Genomic DNA, 17,031 nt, shown 5'->3' on the forward strand with positions numbered 1-17,031 from the left:
ATGCTCGAAAAGTGGAAGCTTCGTGAGGTCATTGTCCTGTCTGTACTTGCTGTCGTGTTTGCAGTTGTATATCTGGCGTTCCTGCAATTTGGCAACGTGCTATATGGAATGTTCGGCTTAATTGGCTATGATTTGATTTTTGGCATTTGGTTTATTGTTTCAATCATCGCAGCGTACATAATCAGAAAGCCCGGAGCAGCCTTTTTATCGGAAACCATCGCTGCAGCCATTGAAGTCATGATCGGCAACGCAGTTGGTCCCCGCCTGATTCTGTCAGGCATGATTCAGGGGATGGGAGCGGAAGCTGTTTTTGCGGCCACGAAATGGAATAATTACCGGACATGGGTGTTAATTGCTGCCGGCATGGGCTCTTCTGTTACTAGTTTTATTTGGGGCTATTTCATTTCCGGCTATGCTGCCCTCTCACCCGGTTATGTAACAGCTATGTTTTTTGTGAGGCTGATCAGCGGTGCTTTACTGGCTGGATTGCTGGGCAAATGGCTGAGTGAGAGCCTTGCGAAAACTGGGGCATTAAACAGCTTTCCAATTGGAAAAGAGCGGAAAAGGGGAAAACCGGAAAATGGAATTACAGCATAACCGGCATATATTAAAAACCGAACAGCTTTCCTTCAGGTATGAAGATGTGGAAAAACCTATTTTTAAAGATGTGCAATTCAGCCTTTATCCAAGGGAAGCAGTTCTATTATTGGGCCCAAGCGGATCGGGAAAAAGCACACTTGCTTTCTGCTTAAATAAATTGTATCCGGAGGCCGTTGATGGCGAATTGGAAGGGACCATTTCATTCAAGGAAAAGATGCTTGCGGAATTCGGTCCTGGCGAAATTAATCAGCACATTGGCATTGTATTTCAGGACCCTGAAAGCCAATTTTGCATGACCACAGTCGAGGATGAGCTGGCCTTTGGTCTTGAGAATATGAAAACACCTAATGATGAAATCGAGAGAAAGATTGATGAAGCATTAGAGCTTGTTCATCTTTTGCCGTATAGACATTCCTTAATCCACACTCTTTCCGGGGGCCAAAAGCAAAAGCTAGCACTGGCATGTGTATTGTCATTAAAACCGGATATCTTGATTTTGGACGAACCGACAGCAAATCTGGACCCGGCTTCAAGCTATGAACTCACACGCATCATTAAAGAGCTTAAAGAAAACCAGGCAATTTCCCTTCTAATCATTGAGCACAAGCTGGATGATTGGATTGATTTGACCGACCGGTGCGTGGTCCTAAACAAGGAAGGAGAAATTTTATTTATTGGAAGCACGGCAGATTGCTTTAATCAATATGCTGAAGAACTTCTGCTTGAGGGCATCTGGCTGCCAAGCACCGTTAGAGCCGGCCTATCAGGAAAAAAAGCTGGGATCTACAGCGGGGAAAAGCTTCCGTTAACTGATCGGGAGCTAATTGCTGGATTTGTAAATCCCTCTGCTGCACTTCAGATTTTAGATAACAGGAAGAAAAAACTCCAAGCTCCTGAAGAGCAGATCATCCTATCAGCAGAGAATCTATACTTTAATAAAGCTGGTAAGGACTTGCTAAGAAATATTAGTTTTTCTGTTAAAAAAGGTGAATTTGTGGCAATTGCCGGTTCAAATGGATCAGGAAAAACAACGCTTTCCAGACTGCTGGCAGGATTATCTGCTCCATCCAAAGGCAATATTCTTTTTAATGATCGCCCCCTTTCCCAGTGGAAGGAGCAAGAGTTAAGACAGAAATCAGGTTACGTTTTTCAAAATCCCGAACACCAATTTATTGCAGATTCTGTCTATGATGAAATTGCCTTCAGCCTAAAAATACAGCAGATTCCTGACGCCGATATTCAAAAAACAGTTCAGGCTGCTCTGCTTCAAGTGGACTTGCTCAAATGTGCTGACATGCATCCTTTTTCCTTAAGTCAGGGGCAAAAGCGGCGGCTTAGTGTTGCATCAATGCTTGTGAATGATCAGGACCTTCTCCTCCTTGATGAGCCAACATTTGGGCAGGATGCCAGGACTTCCGGGGAGCTTATGAAGCTTTTGGAAACAAAGATACAAAGTGGAGGCTCCGTGTTGATGATCACGCATGACATGGAAATCATCCATTCCTATGCGGACAAAGTGCTTGTTCTTTCAGAAGGAGAGAAAATTTACGATGGTATGCCTGATGCATTATGGAAGAAAGATGAGATTATGGAGATTGCTTCCCTAAAGGTTCCTTACATTGAAAAGCTCATGAACGATATCGGGTCCATTGCAGGGAGGGAGAAGCTTGCTCTTACATGAATTCAACCCAAGCATTAAAGCATTCACTGTGATAGTCTGTGTGTTAATTCTATCGGTAATCTTTGATCCCGTTACACCTTTTCTGACCTTAGTGATGACAGCAGCAGCCACCTTTATTTTTGGAAGAGTTTCATTCAAAAGATGGATTCTGCTTTTCTCGCCATTTATCTTCATGGCTGCAATATATATTTGGTCAGCTTTAGTTTTTTCTAAAACGATTGAAGGTGAAACCATATTATGGACATGGGGGATCTTCACATTGACTGAGGAGGGCTTTTTGCGGGCACTCTCCCTTGGAATGAGGGTTTTAAGCTTTACCTCCCTGTCTCTTCTGTTCATTTTAACTACTAAGCCGACAGAATTTCTGCTGAGCTTAATGCAGCAATGCCGGCTCCCTCCAAAGCTTGCATATGGAATCATGGCAGGCTACCGGTTTCTGCCATTAATGAAAGAAGAGTTTGAGATTATCAGAAGCGCCCACCGGATCAGGGGAGTACCAAAAGCAAGGACAATCCAGGATAAAGCGGCTGAGCTTAAGAGATATACAGTTCCTCTCCTTGCCGGAGCGATCCGTAAAGCTGAGAGGACAGCCATGGCAATGGAATCAAAAGGGTTTACCGGAGATAAAAACCGGGATTTTTATCATAAAATCCCGGTTTCCTGGAAAGATTGGGCTTATTTTGCCTTCTTTATAGGTGCAGTACTGGCCAGTGCCTATACTTCATGGCTTTTCGGGTTTTTGCAGATTTATAATGGCGAACTTTAACAGGCTATTTTTGATTTCTGTGCGGAAAGACTCTTACCCGCATTTTCAGAATCGGCAAAATACCACAAAATACCATAAATAACTATGAATAAATCTTATTTACTCTCCTAAAGCTATAATTGTAACAATCAAGAAAACTACACCTAAGGAGATGATTTACATGGCAAGAAACAGCAATTCTAATCAGCTTTTAGTATCAGGAGTCAGCCAGGCAATTGATCAAATGAAGTATGAAATCGCAACAGAATTCGGTGTGAACCTTGGCCCGGAAACATCTTCAAGAGCTAATGGATCAGTAGGCGGAGAAATTACGAAGCGCCTTGTTCAAATGGCTGAGCAGCAGCTTGGCGGAGCACGCTAGTCCTGCAATGAAATCATAGTAAATTAAAATGCCGCTTCCACTCATTACTGGAAGCGGTTTTTCACCCTATTTAAGCATATCCAATATATCTTCCACTGCCTCAAAAAGAGATGAAGCCCGGATATCTGCACTTGTTGGATCAGAGCCGATAAAAACCGTTTTACAGCCTGCCTTCTTACCCGCCTCAATGTCACGTTCATGATCGCCTACCATAATGCTTTTAGTCAGATCAAGATTGTGCCTTTCAGCCAAATCCATCAGCATGCCTGCATTTGGCTTGCGGCATTCACAGCCTGCTTTCGGCTTATGAGGGCAATAGGCGACCTCTTTAATATGTCCGCCTTTTTCTGCAACAAGCTCCTGCAGTCTTTCATGAATTCTCTTTAGCTCCCTTTCTTTCAAATAACCGAGTCCCACGCCGCCCTGATTGGTCACAACGAAAATTTCATAACCGGCTTTGGTCAGTTCTGCCACAGCTTCTGCAGCCCCTTCCAGTAAATATAACTGCTCAGGCTTGTTAACGAATTTTACCCTGTCTGATAGGACCTCATTCAAAACGCCGTCCCGGTCCAGAAAAATGGCTTTTTTCAATGTGCTGCCCCTTTCATTAAATGGATATCTATCATAAAGGTACCCAAACCTTGTTCAGTTTAATATCGGAAGATGCATTTTTCGTATAAAAAACTCCCGGACCAATTTCCGGGAGTTTTCTCATGGTTTTATTCAGCTGCACCATAAAGGTCTTCAAGAGGCTTCATAATGATTTTGTTCATTTCTGCAATCATCATGCTCATGCGCTGTTCTGCTTCCATAAGCTTTGAGATCTGGGCGTGCTGCTGTACAAGCGCAACTGTCTTTTGAGCCTGTTCTACTTCTTCCTGTGTAATATCCTGGCCCATCATTTGTTTTTGCTGAAGTTCCATCTGGATTTTGCGGAAGTTATCAAACATTGCTTTTGCAGACGGATCTGCATTCACATCATCATATGCTTGCTTTAGAGCCTTATATTCATCGCTTTCCCGCACTGCTTTTTCTAATTCATAGGCTGAGTCATATAAATTTACTGCCATTAAAAACACTCCTTCCGATTCTTGTTCAAAATGGACCATTCATCTTCCGTTTCGAACATCCACTACACTATAACAAACTATGAGAGTAAACGCGAGGCGATACCCTTTAATTAATCAATATAGCAATGATTCCCTGTACGAAACCAATAATACCCCCAAGCAGGAAACCTAAATTTGTAATCATGGCTAACTCGCTTTTGATGATGGAAAAGACCATATCTTCTAATCTTTCAACCGAAAAATTGCTGACCTGTTCCCGGACAATTTCTGCCAGACGAAGCCGTTCCATAACCATTTCTGTCTTTCCTGAAAGCCAATCAGAAAGCATCTGAACACTTTTAGGAGCCAGCTCTTCTATCAGTACTGTCCTATAAGGGTCCATAAAAGATGAGATAGGCTTTTTAAATACATTCTCCAAATTAATGACTCTGTGTGCAATATTCTTTAATACTGAAAGAATCTGTTCCTTTTCGAGCTGCTCTTCAATAACTGCAGCTTCCATCTCAAGGATTTTGTGCCACTCTTTTTGTAAAAGCGTTGTAATCAGGTCGGCCGTACCCTCATTACTTAAAAACCTAATGATTTCCGGCTGAATTTTATCCGCAAGATTGATGTTCCCCATGAACATCTGCAGCATATTGCTGAGCACGCCGCTGCGTTCACGAACAAAATCATCAGCCATTCTTTGGATCCTCATTTTGCCTTCAATGCTGGAGAAATAATCAACCCCCTTTTGAAGGATCATTGAACTGATAGCCGGAATTTTCTCATCCGCTTTATCCAAAAGGCCCTGAGGAATAACATCTTTAAGAGGCAGACCTCGATATTCACTTATAATTTTTTCATATTTTTGCTCAATTAATAAATTTATTCGGTTCTCCGTTTTAGATTGGCCATCCGTGATTCCAAACGCTGCAAGAATGTCCTCTGCTGATTTTTCTGATTGCAGGATAGTTTCCATCTCTTTCTGAACGATCCCGGTCATATCACGCTGAAATTTATCATTAATGAACTTTTTCTTGATGCTTTCCGGTGTAAGAAGATGATTAACAACCAGCTTTCCCATCTGATCTGCCATTTCATCTCTTCGTTTAGGAATCAGCCCAGGGGTAAATGGAACCTTCCATTTACCTATGTAAACGGCATTATAAGGTTTAAAGAGCATTTTAATAGCCAGGTAGTTAGTAAACCCGCCAATGAGAGCCCCAATTATCATCATTAAAATTATTGTCATTGCAATTTCCATAGATATCTCTACCTTCCTTAAGTTACAGGCGCCTCTGTTGACGCACCATTTAATTGCCCAGAACATACGATATGGTATCAGCTTTTGCCTATTTTTTCATTATACAGTGAAAACTTCATCAATGGGAGTTTTGCACATTCTGCGGAATAAATTCAGCATTCAATTTGCAAATTGCATGAGGTTGTTCAGAGTAGGCTCAAATAAAGATAAGCAAATGAGGAATGATCATGACAGTTTCTTTATTGCCTATTACGATTGTTCCGGTAAAAATGTTTCAGGAAAATCAGTTTCGCATTCAACTTAGCCATTCTCTCGTACATTATTGGAATATTGATCTGCAAATGCCCCATTTGCTGCGGATTGGCAAGCATGCCATTCAGGTAACCATTGAAGGAGCAAACATTACGAAAGATGAAATTATGTTCTGTGAACGGCTTTTTCAGGTATGCTGCCTGCCAATGGAACATCTCCATTTTGCCGCCAGTTACTCCAGAAAGGATTTTACTATTACTGCCGGGCCGGTTATTGGACTGATGACGGATTTTACTGAAAGTGGCGAAGAGCCTGACTTCCGCTCTATTCATTCTTTTTGTGAAGAATTGCATGAGGTTGTTTCCGGCCAGCACGGATACTTTTATGTATTTCATTTTCGCGACTGTATTGAAGGAAAGCTGCAGGGATACTGCCTGCGTGAGGGAAAATGGATAAAACGTCCCGTTCCTTTGCCAAGTGTAATTTATAACCGGATCCACTCCCGGATGCTTGAAGCAAGTACTGCTTTTCAATCATTTAAAAATAGCATGATAAACTATAACATTCCAATGTTTAATGACCGTTTTTTATCGAAAAAGGAAGTTCATAACCTCCTTTTTTCTGAGGATCATATGCATCCCTATCTGCCTGATACAGTCATTGCAGATGAACAAACCATCAGGGAAATGCTGGCCAGGCACAGATTAATATTCCTTAAGCCCATACATGGCAGCCAGGGACGGAATATTATCAGATTGAGTATACAAGGCGAAGAAATCATGACAGAAGTATCGACCGGAAACGGCAGGGAAAATACGCTCACATTCAAAAATTATGACCGTTTTGCACAATGGTTTAAGCAGTACCAAAAGAAAACGATTTTTCTGGCACAGCAGGCCGTACCTCTGCAAACTTATAAGAACAGGCAGCTTGATTTCCGCGTGCTCTGCCATAAAAACTTTCAGGATATCTGGAGGGCCACTTCTGCAGTGGCAAGGATTTCTGCCGAGCAGCAATTTGTTTCCAATATTGCAAGAGGCGGGGAAATTATGAAGCCTCTAAGAATTTTCACGATGCACTCTGATCAGAAAACAGCGGTTCAGCAGCTGGCATTACTGAAGGAGCTTGCAGTTGAAACAGCATCAATCATCAGCCAGAAATGCGAAGGCATTGTTGGAGAACTAGGGATTGATATTGGACTGGACACTAATGGGAAGCTTTGGATCATTGAAGTGAATTCTAAACCCTCCAAGAACTTCGAAGATAAAGAAAAAAGAGTAAGACCCTCTGCCAAGGCACTGATCGAATATGCTACGGCTTTATCATTTATCCAAAAAGGAGGACTACAAAATGCTTTCATTCGGAATCATGACATTAAACAAACGGAGTGAACAGCCATACTTTACGGAATTGGCGAAGAGAGCTAATGAATATAACATTAATTGTTTCAGGTTTGTGCCTACAGATATCAATCCTGTTTCAGAAAGGATTGCAGGTGATTCCTATAACCCCTCTTCAGGAAAATGGGAGCCGGCAGAATTTCCAGTGCCGGAGATTCTTTATGATCGCTGTTTTTACAGAAATGACTCCCACTCGAAACAATGTGTATCCATCGTAAATTGGCTAAAGGCAAGAAGTGACATCCAATTCCTAGGCTATGGATTACCTAATAAGCTTGAATTATATGAAGTTCTCTCCTGCTCAAACATATCACCTTATTTGCTTAAAACGGCTCGATTTACCGGAGCTGACAGTTTCATAAACAGCCTCATTCCTGATCAGCCCTGCATTTTAAAACCGGCAAGCGGGTCACAGGGAAATGGAATCTATTATTTTGAGAAAACGGGCAAAGATATTCTTGTTAAAACAGATAAAAGGAATGCCCAGGTTTCACGCAGCTTTGAAACTGAAGAAAAGGCAGCCCGATGGCTGAATACATTGACCGCAAAACAGCAATACCTCATCCAGCCATATGTGAATCTATCAAACAAGAACGGTAAGCCATTTGATATAAGAATATTGCTTCAAAAGGACAGGAATGGTGCCTGGAAGGAGCTGGGCCGGGGCATTCGCACAGGAAGAGAAGGAGGCATCGTCTCCAACTTAAGCGCTGGCGGCAGCAATATTTCTTTTGAGGAATGGATCACTCAATACCCGCCTTCTTTAAGAAGTTTTCTTTCCGATGAGCTTTATGACATTATCGATACACTTCCTGCTGCCCTTGAACGAAAGCTTCCCCCTCTATTTGAGATGGGAATCGATATCGGAGTGGAAACTAACGGCTCTATTTGGATACTGGATATTAACTCAAAGCCAGGAAGGAAAACCATCCTAAACAGCCAGCCTGAGAAGGAGGAAGAGTTATATACCGCTCCCCTTCTCTATGCCAAATCCCTGGCAGCCAATAAGGAATTGGAAAGGAGAACGAATCATGAGAAAACAATATCAAATTGAAATTTCCGATTCCGCCTCCAAAACAGTATATATTCCAAATGAGCTGAACCTTCATACTCATTTGACTAAACTGGCATTTGGCACTCATTCAACAGATTCTTCTTTTTTACTCCAGAAAACAAAGAAGAACTCCATCATTATAAGTAAAGATATTGCAGAAGCACTGCATTTCCCTGATCTCAAGATTCCTCTGCATGCATTTGCCAATAAGGGTACTCTGTACCTCGGCCCGCTCGTAGGTATCTTCACATCAGGATTCACCTCTTTTCCTTTAAGGCCGGTTGGGGATCGGACCCTATTTTTTGCCAAACTGCTTTCGGTCAAAAAAACGGTTGGTGCCATTCCGTTTTTATTCGGTGACCAGCAAATCAACTGGGAAAAAGAAACCATCCACGGGCTTTTTTATCATGAGGAAGGCTGGGAAACCTTTGAAGTCCCTTTTCCAAATGTTGTTTATGACCGGCTTCCCAACCGAAGAAGCGAAAGAAGGAATGAGCTGAAGGAAGTTCGCGCCCGCCTTCAGAAAGACTATTCGATTCCCTGGTATAACCCTGGTTTCTTTAATAAATTAGATGTTTATGAAAGACTGCAGAACGATGATGATATTAGTCATTACTTGCCTGAAACCCACCCTTTTTCTTCTTTTTCTGTAATTGAAAGAATGCTGGCTGATTATGGCCATGTTTTCCTGAAACCTATTAATGGAAGCCTTGGGCTTGGGATCCATCAAATTATTTATGATAAGAGGGATGGGTATTATTATTGCCGATATAGAGTGAGGGACGAAAATCGGCTGAGAAGGTTTAGCACTTTGGAAAATTTAATGCGGAATGTTTTCGCAGGACGAAGTTTAAGCCGGATGCTTGTACAGCAGGGAATTCATTTGCTCCGTCATGAACAGAGAGCAATTGATTTCAGGGTTCATACCAATAAAGATGAGAATGGGGAATGGAAAGTAACCGCTGCAGCTGCCAAAATGGCGGGACCCGGCAGTGTTACAACTCATGTAAAAAGCGGAGGCGAAATCAAAATCCTTGAAGAAGTATTTGAATCGGATGCTGAAAAAGCAGAGGCAATGGCGAAGTTAAGTGAGGCGGCACTTCATATCAGCAAGGCACTGGAACGGAACATGGAAGGTATTATCGGTGAAATTGGCTTTGACTTTGGGTTGGACCGCAATGGCCATGTGTGGCTGTTTGAAGCAAATTCAAAGCCCGGAAGATCCATTTTCAAACACCCTCAGCTCAGAGAGTTCGACTTTCTTACCCGCAAGCTATCACTTTCATTCGCCGTTTTCCTTGCCGAAGCCTCTATTATGAAGCCCCAGGAAATTGTAAGATGAAGGTTTATTATGACCGGGCCAGCAGGACCTGGTTCGGCAGCATCAGTTGTACCCTTGGAAGCAGTCAACACCCTTTAAGCATTATTAACCCGCAGGCGGCACAAGATTCGCTTTCCTTTTCATTATCCTTGCGGAACGGTAATGCGGGACCGGTGATTGGGATTCTTACCGGAAAAGGAAAGGATCAGGCTATTGCCGGCAATGGTCCTTTATTTAAGGCCCTCCAGAATAGCATACTGCAAAAGAGCGGGGTTTCCTTTGTATTTACACCAGATGACCTGAAGGATCATTCCGTGAACGGCTATATTTATATTCCCCGGCAGGATAAGTGGATTGAAGCCAGGTGCCCTCTCCCGCATCTTGTCTACAACAGGGTGCCATTCCGGAAAACAGAAAAAACAGAAGCGTTTCATAAAGCAAGCCGTTTTTTTAAGGAGCAGGCTATTCCATTTTTCAATCCGGGCTTTCTGGATAAATTCGACGTTTATCAGCTGTTAAAAGACCATCCGCCCCTGCAGGATTACATTCCTGAAACCATTCTTGTCACCGGGCCAAAGGCTCTGAAGGATCTTATCCACAAATATAATATTATCTACTTAAAGCCGGCAAACGGGTCCAAAGGCAAAGGAATATACCAATTAATCCGGCTGGGAAAAAGCATCACATTAAACGGTCTGCACGATTCATTCAGTTACGCTGATTTTGAACATTTCTGGCGCCAATGGGACACTCACCTGATGGATAAACCTTATTTAGCACAGAAAGCGATCAGCCCTGCCAAAATCGAAGGCAAGCGATTTGATTTTAGAATCTTAGCCCATTTCAGCGGAGGCAGCTATTCGGTTACAGGGATTGGCATCAGGCAGTCTCAGGAACAGGACATTACAACCCACATCCCCAATGGAGGGGTAATGATTCCATATGAAAGTGTCCGCACAAAAGAACATGATGCGTTTATTCATACTGCAGCATCGGAGGCAGGAAAACTTCTTGAGAAAACGAAAGGTTTTCATGGTGAATACTCTATTGATGCCGGATTAACTGATCAGGGCAACTATGTGATTTATGAAATAAATTCAAAGCCGATGAGTTTTGATGAAATTTGGATAGAAGGAAAAAGAATTGAAGAACTGACCCGCTTATTTATCTCGTTGTCCGGGTTCTAGAATCGCATAAAAATAGCCGTACACGCTGTGGGTGCACGGCTATTTTTATGCGATTCTTATAAGTGTCCCTGACAAAGAATTAATAAGTCGTTACAGGGCTTTTCACTGTCTTAACCCTATTTTTTTTAGAGGCACTTCCGGCGAAAGATTTAAACTGGTCTTTAAGCTTTTCACGTGACTCCGGGTTTCTCATTAAATAAGCTGCTCCAAGGGCCATGGCTGACATCATAAATTTGTTATTTCTTTTCATCCTTTTTGCCTCCTTTTAATGTTAAAATGTTTCTACATCTGTTCCATTCCCTTTTTCAGGAACGTTAAACGGAATATTACAACATCTGGAGGAATCCTAATGCTGACACACTTTCAATTCAAACCTTTATATGAAAACAAACAATTGCCGGGATGGACATTTTCTTTTTACTTCAAAAAGCAAAAAATGACCGGCATCTATCATCCTGACGGAAAAATTGAATGGACATCCGGAGATCCTGCCGGACAAGAGGAGGACCTGAAATCCCAGATTCACGAATTGATGTTGTTTCATGTGTATGAATAAGAAAAAGATTAGAGAATTCATGCATGACGATAAAGCTCTTTTGGGAAAATAATCCCGCCAGGATATTACACTTAAAAGGAGCGATTGTCACATGGATAAAAAACGCAAGGTTTCTGACGACGTCCAGTATGAAGGCAGGGATAAAGCTTATATGGATATAGACAGGATCATAAACGAGGGTCTTTCCGGAGGCTCCGTCCACGGGCGCGGCGATGATGTTAATATCGAACAATCCAGGGAACTGAATGAGGAAGAACCTCCATATGAGGCTGAGTAAAAATAAAAGGCACCTGAATTCAGGTGCCTTCCGCTTTTCTGGTTATCTGCTTTTCACAATCATGTTCACAGCTTCCTGGATTGCATCTTCCGCATTTTTGCCTTCATCATTTGCTTCACGGATGCATGTTTCCAGGTTTTTAGCTACAATATATCCCATTGCACGGTCAACTGCAGAACGGACAGCAGATAATTGTGTAACAACATCCTTGCAGTGTTTTTCTTCTTCCATCATTCGGATCACACCCCGCACCTGGCCTTCCAGCCTTTTCAAGCGGTTTTTCATTTCAGGTGTATATTCCATGAGTCTCACTCCTCACACTCTCAATTCCCTTTATAGAAACATTCAAAGATTAAGTTAATTTTTTCAATTAAATTATAACTGCTATAATATAAGAAACACAAAAATTTATCAAACCAAAGGGTAAAGATATGTTAAACAAATTACATGACCGGTATCCGGGCTCTCAACTTCAATTTATAAAACCTGAATTTAGCTATAATTCTGATTTGTACTGGTTTCATCATGAGGAGTCAGGCCAATGGCTTGGCATTCCAGTTCAAGAGGTATCTGCAGATAGTCTGATGGTATTGAAAACTTTGTTTGAATTCCATGACAGTTCCATTCACCTTGCCCCTGCTGCCCAAGCCTGGTTTCAATACTTATTTTCAAATGGGGATCATCCGTCATTTGCAAAAGATGTTCCATACAGGCTGGTTCAATTCAAAATGTCTGAGGGCGAATGGGTACGTGAGGATATGGAAGCTGCTTTTAGAGGTTTTTTTGAAAAGGACATAACGATTTTATGGAACGGGAAAGCCACAGGGGTCATCATTGAAGAGAGTAAAGACTCTCTTGCAGAAGAAGAGTTCCTTGCTGTTTCCAATGCTTTAGAAAGTGATTTTTTTGTGAAAACAGCCTTTTACATTGGCATTCCGAATAAGGCGGGAACACAATTACACAAGATTTTTAAAGAGGAACAGCTTCTATTCGAGCAGGCTACCTCATTGATTCCCGCTGAAAGAGTGCTGAATTTTGAAAAGCTCTTCCCCTCTCTTATCACCGGGCAGCTGGATTCATTTTTAAAAAAGAGCCTGCTTTCACGCCTTTCTTTACTCGAAGAAGACCCTGAACTCCTGCACACCATAAAAGTGTTTTTACAAAACAGCTCCAACGCTTCATTAACGGCGAAAAAGTTGTATATTCACCGGAACACTCTGCAATACAGGCTTGATAAGTTCACAGAGAAGACCGGCATTCAACTGAAGGACTTTAACAGCGCGCTGACTGTTTATTTAGCGTGTTTGCTGATTGAGCAAACCTGACTTGAGCACATTGCATAAAAACGCTTTCAGTATTTTTGTGCAGTTTGGCCATATGGGAAAACCCCCGTATCCATTAAACTGTAATTAAGAAAAAGATTATTGGGAGGTTACCCTGATGGCAGAATTAAAACTCGATAATATTTATAAAATTTATGATAATAAAGTAACAGCTGTAGAAGATTTCAACCTTCATATTAAAGATAAGGAATTTATTGTTTTTGTCGGTCCTTCCGGCTGCGGTAAATCCACAACTCTCCGTATGATTGCAGGTCTTGAGGAAATTTCAAAAGGCGACTTCTATATCGATGAGAAGCGTGTAAACGATGTTCCTCCAAAAGATCGAGATATTGCAATGGTTTTCCAGAACTATGCACTTTATCCGCATATGTCCGTGTACGATAACATGGCTTTCGGACTTAAGCTTCGCAAGTTTCCAAAAGATGAAATCGACCGCCGTGTAAAAGAGGCAGCAAAAATTCTGGGGCTGGAGCCTTACCTTGACCGCAAGCCAAAAGCATTGTCAGGCGGACAGCGCCAGCGTGTAGCTCTAGGCCGTGCGATTGTCCGTGATGCAAAGGTATTCCTCATGGACGAGCCTTTATCAAACCTTGATGCAAAGCTTCGTGTTCAAATGCGTGCAGAAATTGCCAAGCTTCATCAGCGTCTTCAAACAACTACTATCTATGTAACACATGACCAGACAGAGGCCATGACAATGGCTACCCGCCTTGTTGTTATGAAGGATGGAGTGATTCAGCAGGTTGGCGCACCAAAAGAAGTTTATGAAAAGCCTGAAAACGTATTTGTAGGCGGATTTATCGGTTCACCTGCCATGAACTTCTTTAACGGAACGCTTGAAGACGGCAAATTTATTATTGGCAAAACTCAGATTGCTGTGCCGGAAGGTAAAATGAAGGTCCTTCGTGAACAGGGATATACGGGCAAGAACATTATCCTTGGCATTCGGCCGGAAGATATTCACGATGAGCCGGTATTTATTGATGCATCTGCCGGTTCAAAAATCAATACCCGCATCGACGTTTCCGAGCTGACTGGTGCTGAAACTATGATTTACTCAAGCATCGAAGGCCAGGATTTCGTTGCGCGCGTGGATTCCCGCACAGATATTAATCCAGGCCAAAACCTTGAACTTGCTTTCGATATGAACAAAGCACACTTCTTTGATGCAGACCATGAAAGAAGAATCCGTTCTGAAAAAGAATGACATTGAAACCCCGTCAAAGCTGACGGGGTTTTTTAATACTGTCAGCCTCTGCCACGCCGTCACCAGATGCTGCAGCCATCTATTTTCGTTCTACTCTTTGATAAATTTCACCGAATCATTGCCGCATGATGGACACTTCAGCAAATGGGGACATTCCTCCTGCTGATAATCCAGGGGATAGCCATCTTCCATTTTCATCTGGTCAATTGGCATATAGGCACTATAATCATCGTAAAAATCCATTACTCTTCCACTGTCCTCCATCCTGCTTCCGCAGGAGCTGCATGCTGCTTCAATTTTCTCAAAGCCGTTGCAGACTGGGCAAATAGCCATTCCAATCCTCTCACTTTCGTTTTCTTTGCTGATATTAATTATGATTTGTCTGTTTAGATTTCCTTATGTAAGTCTCTTAATCAGAGGGTTTTATCAGGAAAAAATTCCCGATTATCTGAAAGAATAAACTTTTATAAATCAAACATAATAGAGAGTAAACACAGCGGCATCAAGCACCCGCACTAAGAAACGATGGGTTACGCCAGGCAGTGGAGCAGGATATAATCCTTGCGCTGGTGCAATTCCAGCTAACCCAACCAAAAACCAATACACTAATATTTCGAGGAGGAAATCACATGAACAACCAATCATCTAGCAGAAGCAATTCCTCAAACCAATTACTAGTACCAGGAGTAGCTCAAGCACTTGATCAAATGAAGTACGAAATCGCTACTGAATTTGGTGTAAACCTTGGTGCAGAAACCACTTCCCGCGCTAACGGATCTGTTGGGGGAGAAATCACAAAACGCCTTGTACAAATGGCAGAACAACAGCTTGGCGGCGGTTCTTTCTAATAAAGCAAAATAACAATTGAATAAATATGGCTTTGGCCCTCCTTCTTGAAAGGGGGCCATTTTATATTTAGACCATCTTTTCGGGCACAACCCAATTCTCATATTGTTCTTCAGTAATATACCCTGTTTTTAAGGCTGCTTCTTTCAGGGTTGTATTCTCCCTGAATGCGAGTTTGGCAATTTCCGCTGCCTTTTCATAGCCAATATGCGGATTGAGTGCCGTAACAAGCATTAGTGATCTCTCAACATGTCCATTAATCACTTCTTTATTAGCCTCCAATCCCATCATGCATTTTTCATTAAAAGAGCCCATTCCATCCCCTAGAATACTGATGCTTTGAAGAAGATTATAGATTATAACAGGCTTGAACACATTTAATTCAAAGTTCCCCTGACTTGCAGCGAATCCAATCGAGGCATCATTTCCAAAGACCTGGCAAACCACCATAGAAAGGGCTTCGCTTTGTGTCGGATTTACTTTACCGGGCATGATTGAACTGCCTGGTTCATTTGCCGGGATCGATAATTCCCCAATTCCGCTGCGCGGCCCGCTTGAAAGCCATCGGACATCGTTGGCTATTTTCATCAAATCTGCTGCCAGACCCTTCAATGTTCCATGAAAATGGACAATTTCATTATGGCTGGTCAGTGCCTGAAATTTATTGTCAGACGAACGGAATGTATAGCCTGTAAGTCTGGATATTTCGTTTGCCATTTCAGGTCCAAATGATTTCTCTGCATTAATGCCCGTTCCGACTGCTGTACCGCCAATGGCTAAGTCAAGCAGATACTGCTTTGCGTCCATCAGCATTCTTTCATTCTTTTCAAGCATGGCACGCCAGCCGCTGATTTCCTGACCCAATGTAAGAGGTGTTGCATCCTGTAAATGGGTCCTGCCTATTTTAACGATTGATTTGAATGCCTCTTCTTTCGATTTAACTGTCCTTATTAATTCCTTCAATGCCGGAAGCAGCTTTTGCTCGGCCGCCGTATAAGCTGCGATATGCATGGCAGTCGGAAACGTATCATTAGAGCTTTGAGACATATTGACATCATCATTTGGATGCACTTGACTATCCCGAATCCCCTTCTCAGCCAGCAATTCATTCGCCCTTTTAGCGACAACCTCGTTTACATTCATATTTGATTGTGTGCCGCTCCCTGTCTGCCATACAGCCAGAGGAAAGTGGCTGTCAAACTTATGATTTAGGACTTCATCGCAAGCTCCCGTGATAGCTTCCATTTTGTCATGGGAAAGCTTCCCAAGCCTGTTGTTGACTACTGCAGCAGAACGCTTTACCCTGGCAAATGCATAAATTACTTCCATCGGCATCTTTTCAATTCCGATTTTAAAGTTATCCTTGCTCCGCTGTGTCTGGGCTCCCCAGTATTTATCAGCGGGCACCTTCACTTCACCAAGAGTATCTTTTTCAATCCTAAAATCAGCCAACTGTCATTCCTCCTTAAATGATTACTATGATTCCTTTTTAATCTTTTCCCTTATTTTCTAAATTTAATGATAAAAAACGATATAAAGTGAAACTTCAATCAGTGGGGGTTTTCCTTATCCCCACTGATTGTTAGTTGAACCAATCGGGCCTTTACGGGCAGTTTGACCCCCACTTATCCTCCTTTGATTCCTCTGAATCTTGAAGTGGGGGTCTTACTGCCCGTTAGACTGCGATAAAAAAACTGCCTGGCTGAAAAGCCGGCAGTTATGCTTTTATAATTGTATACCCAATAAAGTATCCAAGCACCATAATACTTGCTATCACCAAAGTAATAGAAAATTCCTCCATATAATCTCCTCCAGATATGCGTGATAGCATAAGAGTATCATGAATATCGGAGTTCAAATTCTT

20 protein-coding genes are annotated in these 17,031 nt (G+C 42.2%); 13 read left to right on the top strand and 7 right to left on the bottom strand.

Annotation, left to right across the window (positions count from 1 at the left end; genetic code table 11):
- The 4 genes from LLY41_RS17525 to LLY41_RS17540 all read left to right on the top strand — a co-directional run bounded on the left by LLY41_RS17525 (nt 1) and on the right by LLY41_RS17540 (nt 3,408).
- Complete coding sequence (locus tag LLY41_RS17525; protein WP_304585977.1) at nt 1–597, top strand: ECF transporter S component; 597 nt, start codon at nt 1–3, stop codon at nt 595–597.
- The gene (locus tag LLY41_RS17530; protein ID WP_304585978.1) at nt 581–2,281 is read left to right on the top strand and encodes an ABC transporter ATP-binding protein; all 1,701 of its coding nucleotides are present in this window, start codon (nt 581–583) and stop codon (nt 2,279–2,281) included. The genes LLY41_RS17525 and LLY41_RS17530 overlap by 17 nt, the downstream gene beginning before the upstream one ends.
- The gene (locus tag LLY41_RS17535) at nt 2,268–3,047 is read left to right on the top strand and encodes an energy-coupling factor transporter transmembrane component T family protein (RefSeq protein WP_304585979.1); all 780 of its coding nucleotides are present in this window, start codon (nt 2,268–2,270) and stop codon (nt 3,045–3,047) included. Before LLY41_RS17530 ends, LLY41_RS17535 begins: the two co-directional genes overlap by 14 nt.
- A 160-nt stretch (nt 3,048–3,207) precedes the next feature.
- Nucleotides 3,208–3,408 (top strand): alpha/beta-type small acid-soluble spore protein, encoded by a 201-nt coding sequence (locus LLY41_RS17540; protein WP_009331452.1) that lies wholly within the window; start codon nt 3,208–3,210, stop codon nt 3,406–3,408.
- Nucleotides 3,409–3,474: 66 nt separating this feature from the next.
- On the opposite strand, the gene LLY41_RS17545 is transcribed toward LLY41_RS17540, so the two are convergent.
- From LLY41_RS17545 to LLY41_RS17555, 3 genes are all read right to left on the bottom strand, one after another.
- Nucleotides 3,475–3,999, bottom strand: coding sequence for a D-glycero-alpha-D-manno-heptose-1,7-bisphosphate 7-phosphatase (locus LLY41_RS17545; RefSeq protein ID WP_304585980.1), 525 nt, complete (start codon nt 3,997–3,999; stop codon nt 3,475–3,477).
- 128 nt (nt 4,000–4,127) lie between these two features.
- On the bottom strand, nt 4,128–4,478 hold the full coding sequence (locus LLY41_RS17550) for a YlbF/YmcA family competence regulator (RefSeq protein WP_076262456.1): 351 nt from the start codon (nt 4,476–4,478) through the stop codon (nt 4,128–4,130).
- A gap of 106 nt (nt 4,479–4,584) precedes the next feature.
- On the bottom strand, nt 4,585–5,724 hold the full coding sequence (locus LLY41_RS17555) for a DUF445 domain-containing protein (protein ID WP_304585981.1): 1,140 nt from the start codon (nt 5,722–5,724) through the stop codon (nt 4,585–4,587).
- A gap of 227 nt (nt 5,725–5,951) precedes the next feature.
- On the opposite strand from LLY41_RS17555, the gene LLY41_RS17560 reads away from it, so the two are divergent.
- Genes LLY41_RS17560 through LLY41_RS17575 form a run of 4 tightly spaced genes read left to right on the top strand, consistent with a single transcriptional unit; the run spans nt 5,952 to nt 10,938 of the window.
- Nucleotides 5,952–7,367 carry a YheC/YheD family endospore coat-associated protein gene (locus LLY41_RS17560; RefSeq protein WP_304585982.1) on the top strand — a complete coding sequence of 472 codons (1,416 nt, stop codon included), beginning with the start codon at nt 5,952–5,954 and terminating at the stop codon, nt 7,365–7,367.
- On the top strand, nt 7,327–8,430 hold the full coding sequence (locus tag LLY41_RS17565) for a YheC/YheD family endospore coat-associated protein (protein WP_304585983.1): 1,104 nt from the start codon (nt 7,327–7,329) through the stop codon (nt 8,428–8,430). Before LLY41_RS17560 ends, LLY41_RS17565 begins: the two co-directional genes overlap by 41 nt.
- Nucleotides 8,408–9,772: a YheC/YheD family endospore coat-associated protein gene (locus tag LLY41_RS17570; protein WP_304585984.1), complete on the top strand. Its 1,365-nt coding sequence runs from the start codon at nt 8,408–8,410 to the stop codon at nt 9,770–9,772. The genes LLY41_RS17565 and LLY41_RS17570 overlap by 23 nt, the downstream gene beginning before the upstream one ends.
- Nucleotides 9,769–10,938: a YheC/YheD family endospore coat-associated protein gene (locus tag LLY41_RS17575; protein ID WP_304585985.1), complete on the top strand. Its 1,170-nt coding sequence runs from the start codon at nt 9,769–9,771 to the stop codon at nt 10,936–10,938. The genes LLY41_RS17570 and LLY41_RS17575 overlap by 4 nt, the downstream gene beginning before the upstream one ends.
- 79 nt (nt 10,939–11,017) lie before the next feature.
- Here LLY41_RS17575 and LLY41_RS17580 read toward each other — a convergent pair whose 3' ends face one another.
- A complete protein-coding gene (locus tag LLY41_RS17580) occupies nt 11,018–11,188 on the bottom strand; it encodes a hypothetical protein (RefSeq protein ID WP_304585986.1) in 171 nt (56 codons plus the stop codon).
- 99 nt (nt 11,189–11,287) lie between these two features.
- Between LLY41_RS17580 and LLY41_RS17585 the strand changes: the two genes are divergently transcribed.
- Nucleotides 11,288–11,494 (top strand): YheE family protein, encoded by a 207-nt coding sequence (locus LLY41_RS17585; protein WP_095243786.1) that lies wholly within the window; start codon nt 11,288–11,290, stop codon nt 11,492–11,494.
- A gap of 91 nt (nt 11,495–11,585) precedes the next feature.
- Complete coding sequence (locus tag LLY41_RS17590) at nt 11,586–11,771, top strand: hypothetical protein (protein WP_304585987.1); 186 nt, start codon at nt 11,586–11,588, stop codon at nt 11,769–11,771.
- Nucleotides 11,772–11,813: 42 nt separating this feature from the next.
- Here the strand turns inward: LLY41_RS17590 and LLY41_RS17595 are convergent, their stop codons facing one another.
- On the bottom strand, nt 11,814–12,074 hold the full coding sequence (locus tag LLY41_RS17595) for a metal-sensitive transcriptional regulator (RefSeq protein WP_076262472.1): 261 nt from the start codon (nt 12,072–12,074) through the stop codon (nt 11,814–11,816).
- A 128-nt stretch (nt 12,075–12,202) separates the two neighbouring features.
- Between LLY41_RS17595 and LLY41_RS17600 the strand changes: the two genes are divergently transcribed.
- Nucleotides 12,203–13,096 (top strand): PucR family transcriptional regulator, encoded by an 894-nt coding sequence (locus LLY41_RS17600; protein WP_304585988.1) that lies wholly within the window; start codon nt 12,203–12,205, stop codon nt 13,094–13,096.
- A gap of 115 nt (nt 13,097–13,211) precedes the next feature.
- Nucleotides 13,212–14,321, top strand: coding sequence for an ABC transporter ATP-binding protein (locus tag LLY41_RS17605; protein ID WP_095243779.1), 1,110 nt, complete (start codon nt 13,212–13,214; stop codon nt 14,319–14,321).
- A 90-nt stretch (nt 14,322–14,411) separates the two neighbouring features.
- Here the strand turns inward: LLY41_RS17605 and LLY41_RS17610 are convergent, their stop codons facing one another.
- Entirely contained in the window at nt 14,412–14,654 is a 243-nt protein-coding gene (locus tag LLY41_RS17610) for a hypothetical protein (protein ID WP_095243778.1), read from the bottom strand.
- A gap of 296 nt (nt 14,655–14,950) precedes the next feature.
- Here LLY41_RS17610 and LLY41_RS17615 point away from each other — a divergent pair, with 296 nt between their 5' ends.
- Nucleotides 14,951–15,169: an alpha/beta-type small acid-soluble spore protein gene (locus LLY41_RS17615; RefSeq protein WP_035326833.1), complete on the top strand. Its 219-nt coding sequence runs from the start codon at nt 14,951–14,953 to the stop codon at nt 15,167–15,169.
- Between the two features lie 67 nt (nt 15,170–15,236).
- On the opposite strand, the gene fumC is transcribed toward LLY41_RS17615, so the two are convergent.
- Nucleotides 15,237–16,619, bottom strand: coding sequence for a class II fumarate hydratase (gene fumC, locus LLY41_RS17620; RefSeq protein ID WP_304585989.1), 1,383 nt, complete (start codon nt 16,617–16,619; stop codon nt 15,237–15,239).
- Nucleotides 16,620–17,031: the final 412 nt, after the last annotated feature.

The sequence above is a fragment of the Cytobacillus firmus genome, assembly GCF_023612095.1.
GTDB lineage: Bacteria > Bacillota > Bacilli > Bacillales > Cytobacillaceae > Cytobacillus.

Excerpts from the sequence above, each read along its gene's own strand:
- LLY41_RS17525 (WP_304585977.1), top strand. The coding sequence starts at position 1 with ATGCTCGAAAAGTGGAAGCTTCGTGAGGTCATTGTCCTGTCTGTACTT.
- LLY41_RS17530 (WP_304585978.1), top strand. The coding sequence starts at position 581 with ATGGAATTACAGCATAACCGGCATATATTAAAAACCGAACAGCTTTCC.
- LLY41_RS17540 (WP_009331452.1), top strand. The coding sequence starts at position 3,208 with ATGGCAAGAAACAGCAATTCTAATCAGCTTTTAGTATCAGGAGTCAGC.
- LLY41_RS17550 (WP_076262456.1), bottom strand. The coding sequence starts at position 4,478 with ATGGCAGTAAATTTATATGACTCAGCCTATGAATTAGAAAAAGCAGTG.
- LLY41_RS17555 (WP_304585981.1), bottom strand. The coding sequence starts at position 5,724 with ATGGAAATTGCAATGACAATAATTTTAATGATGATAATTGGGGCTCTC.
- LLY41_RS17560 (WP_304585982.1), top strand. The coding sequence starts at position 5,952 with ATGACAGTTTCTTTATTGCCTATTACGATTGTTCCGGTAAAAATGTTT.
- LLY41_RS17565 (WP_304585983.1), top strand. The coding sequence starts at position 7,327 with ATGCTTTCATTCGGAATCATGACATTAAACAAACGGAGTGAACAGCCA.
- LLY41_RS17570 (WP_304585984.1), top strand. The coding sequence starts at position 8,408 with ATGAGAAAACAATATCAAATTGAAATTTCCGATTCCGCCTCCAAAACA.
- LLY41_RS17575 (WP_304585985.1), top strand. The coding sequence starts at position 9,769 with ATGAAGGTTTATTATGACCGGGCCAGCAGGACCTGGTTCGGCAGCATC.
- LLY41_RS17580 (WP_304585986.1), bottom strand. The coding sequence starts at position 11,188 with ATGAAAAGAAATAACAAATTTATGATGTCAGCCATGGCCCTTGGAGCA.
- LLY41_RS17585 (WP_095243786.1), top strand. The coding sequence starts at position 11,288 with ATGCTGACACACTTTCAATTCAAACCTTTATATGAAAACAAACAATTG.
- LLY41_RS17590 (WP_304585987.1), top strand. The coding sequence starts at position 11,586 with ATGGATAAAAAACGCAAGGTTTCTGACGACGTCCAGTATGAAGGCAGG.
- LLY41_RS17595 (WP_076262472.1), bottom strand. The coding sequence starts at position 12,074 with ATGGAATATACACCTGAAATGAAAAACCGCTTGAAAAGGCTGGAAGGC.
- LLY41_RS17600 (WP_304585988.1), top strand. The coding sequence starts at position 12,203 with ATGTTAAACAAATTACATGACCGGTATCCGGGCTCTCAACTTCAATTT.
- LLY41_RS17605 (WP_095243779.1), top strand. The coding sequence starts at position 13,212 with ATGGCAGAATTAAAACTCGATAATATTTATAAAATTTATGATAATAAA.
- LLY41_RS17610 (WP_095243778.1), bottom strand. The coding sequence starts at position 14,654 with ATGGCTATTTGCCCAGTCTGCAACGGCTTTGAGAAAATTGAAGCAGCA.
- LLY41_RS17615 (WP_035326833.1), top strand. The coding sequence starts at position 14,951 with ATGAACAACCAATCATCTAGCAGAAGCAATTCCTCAAACCAATTACTA.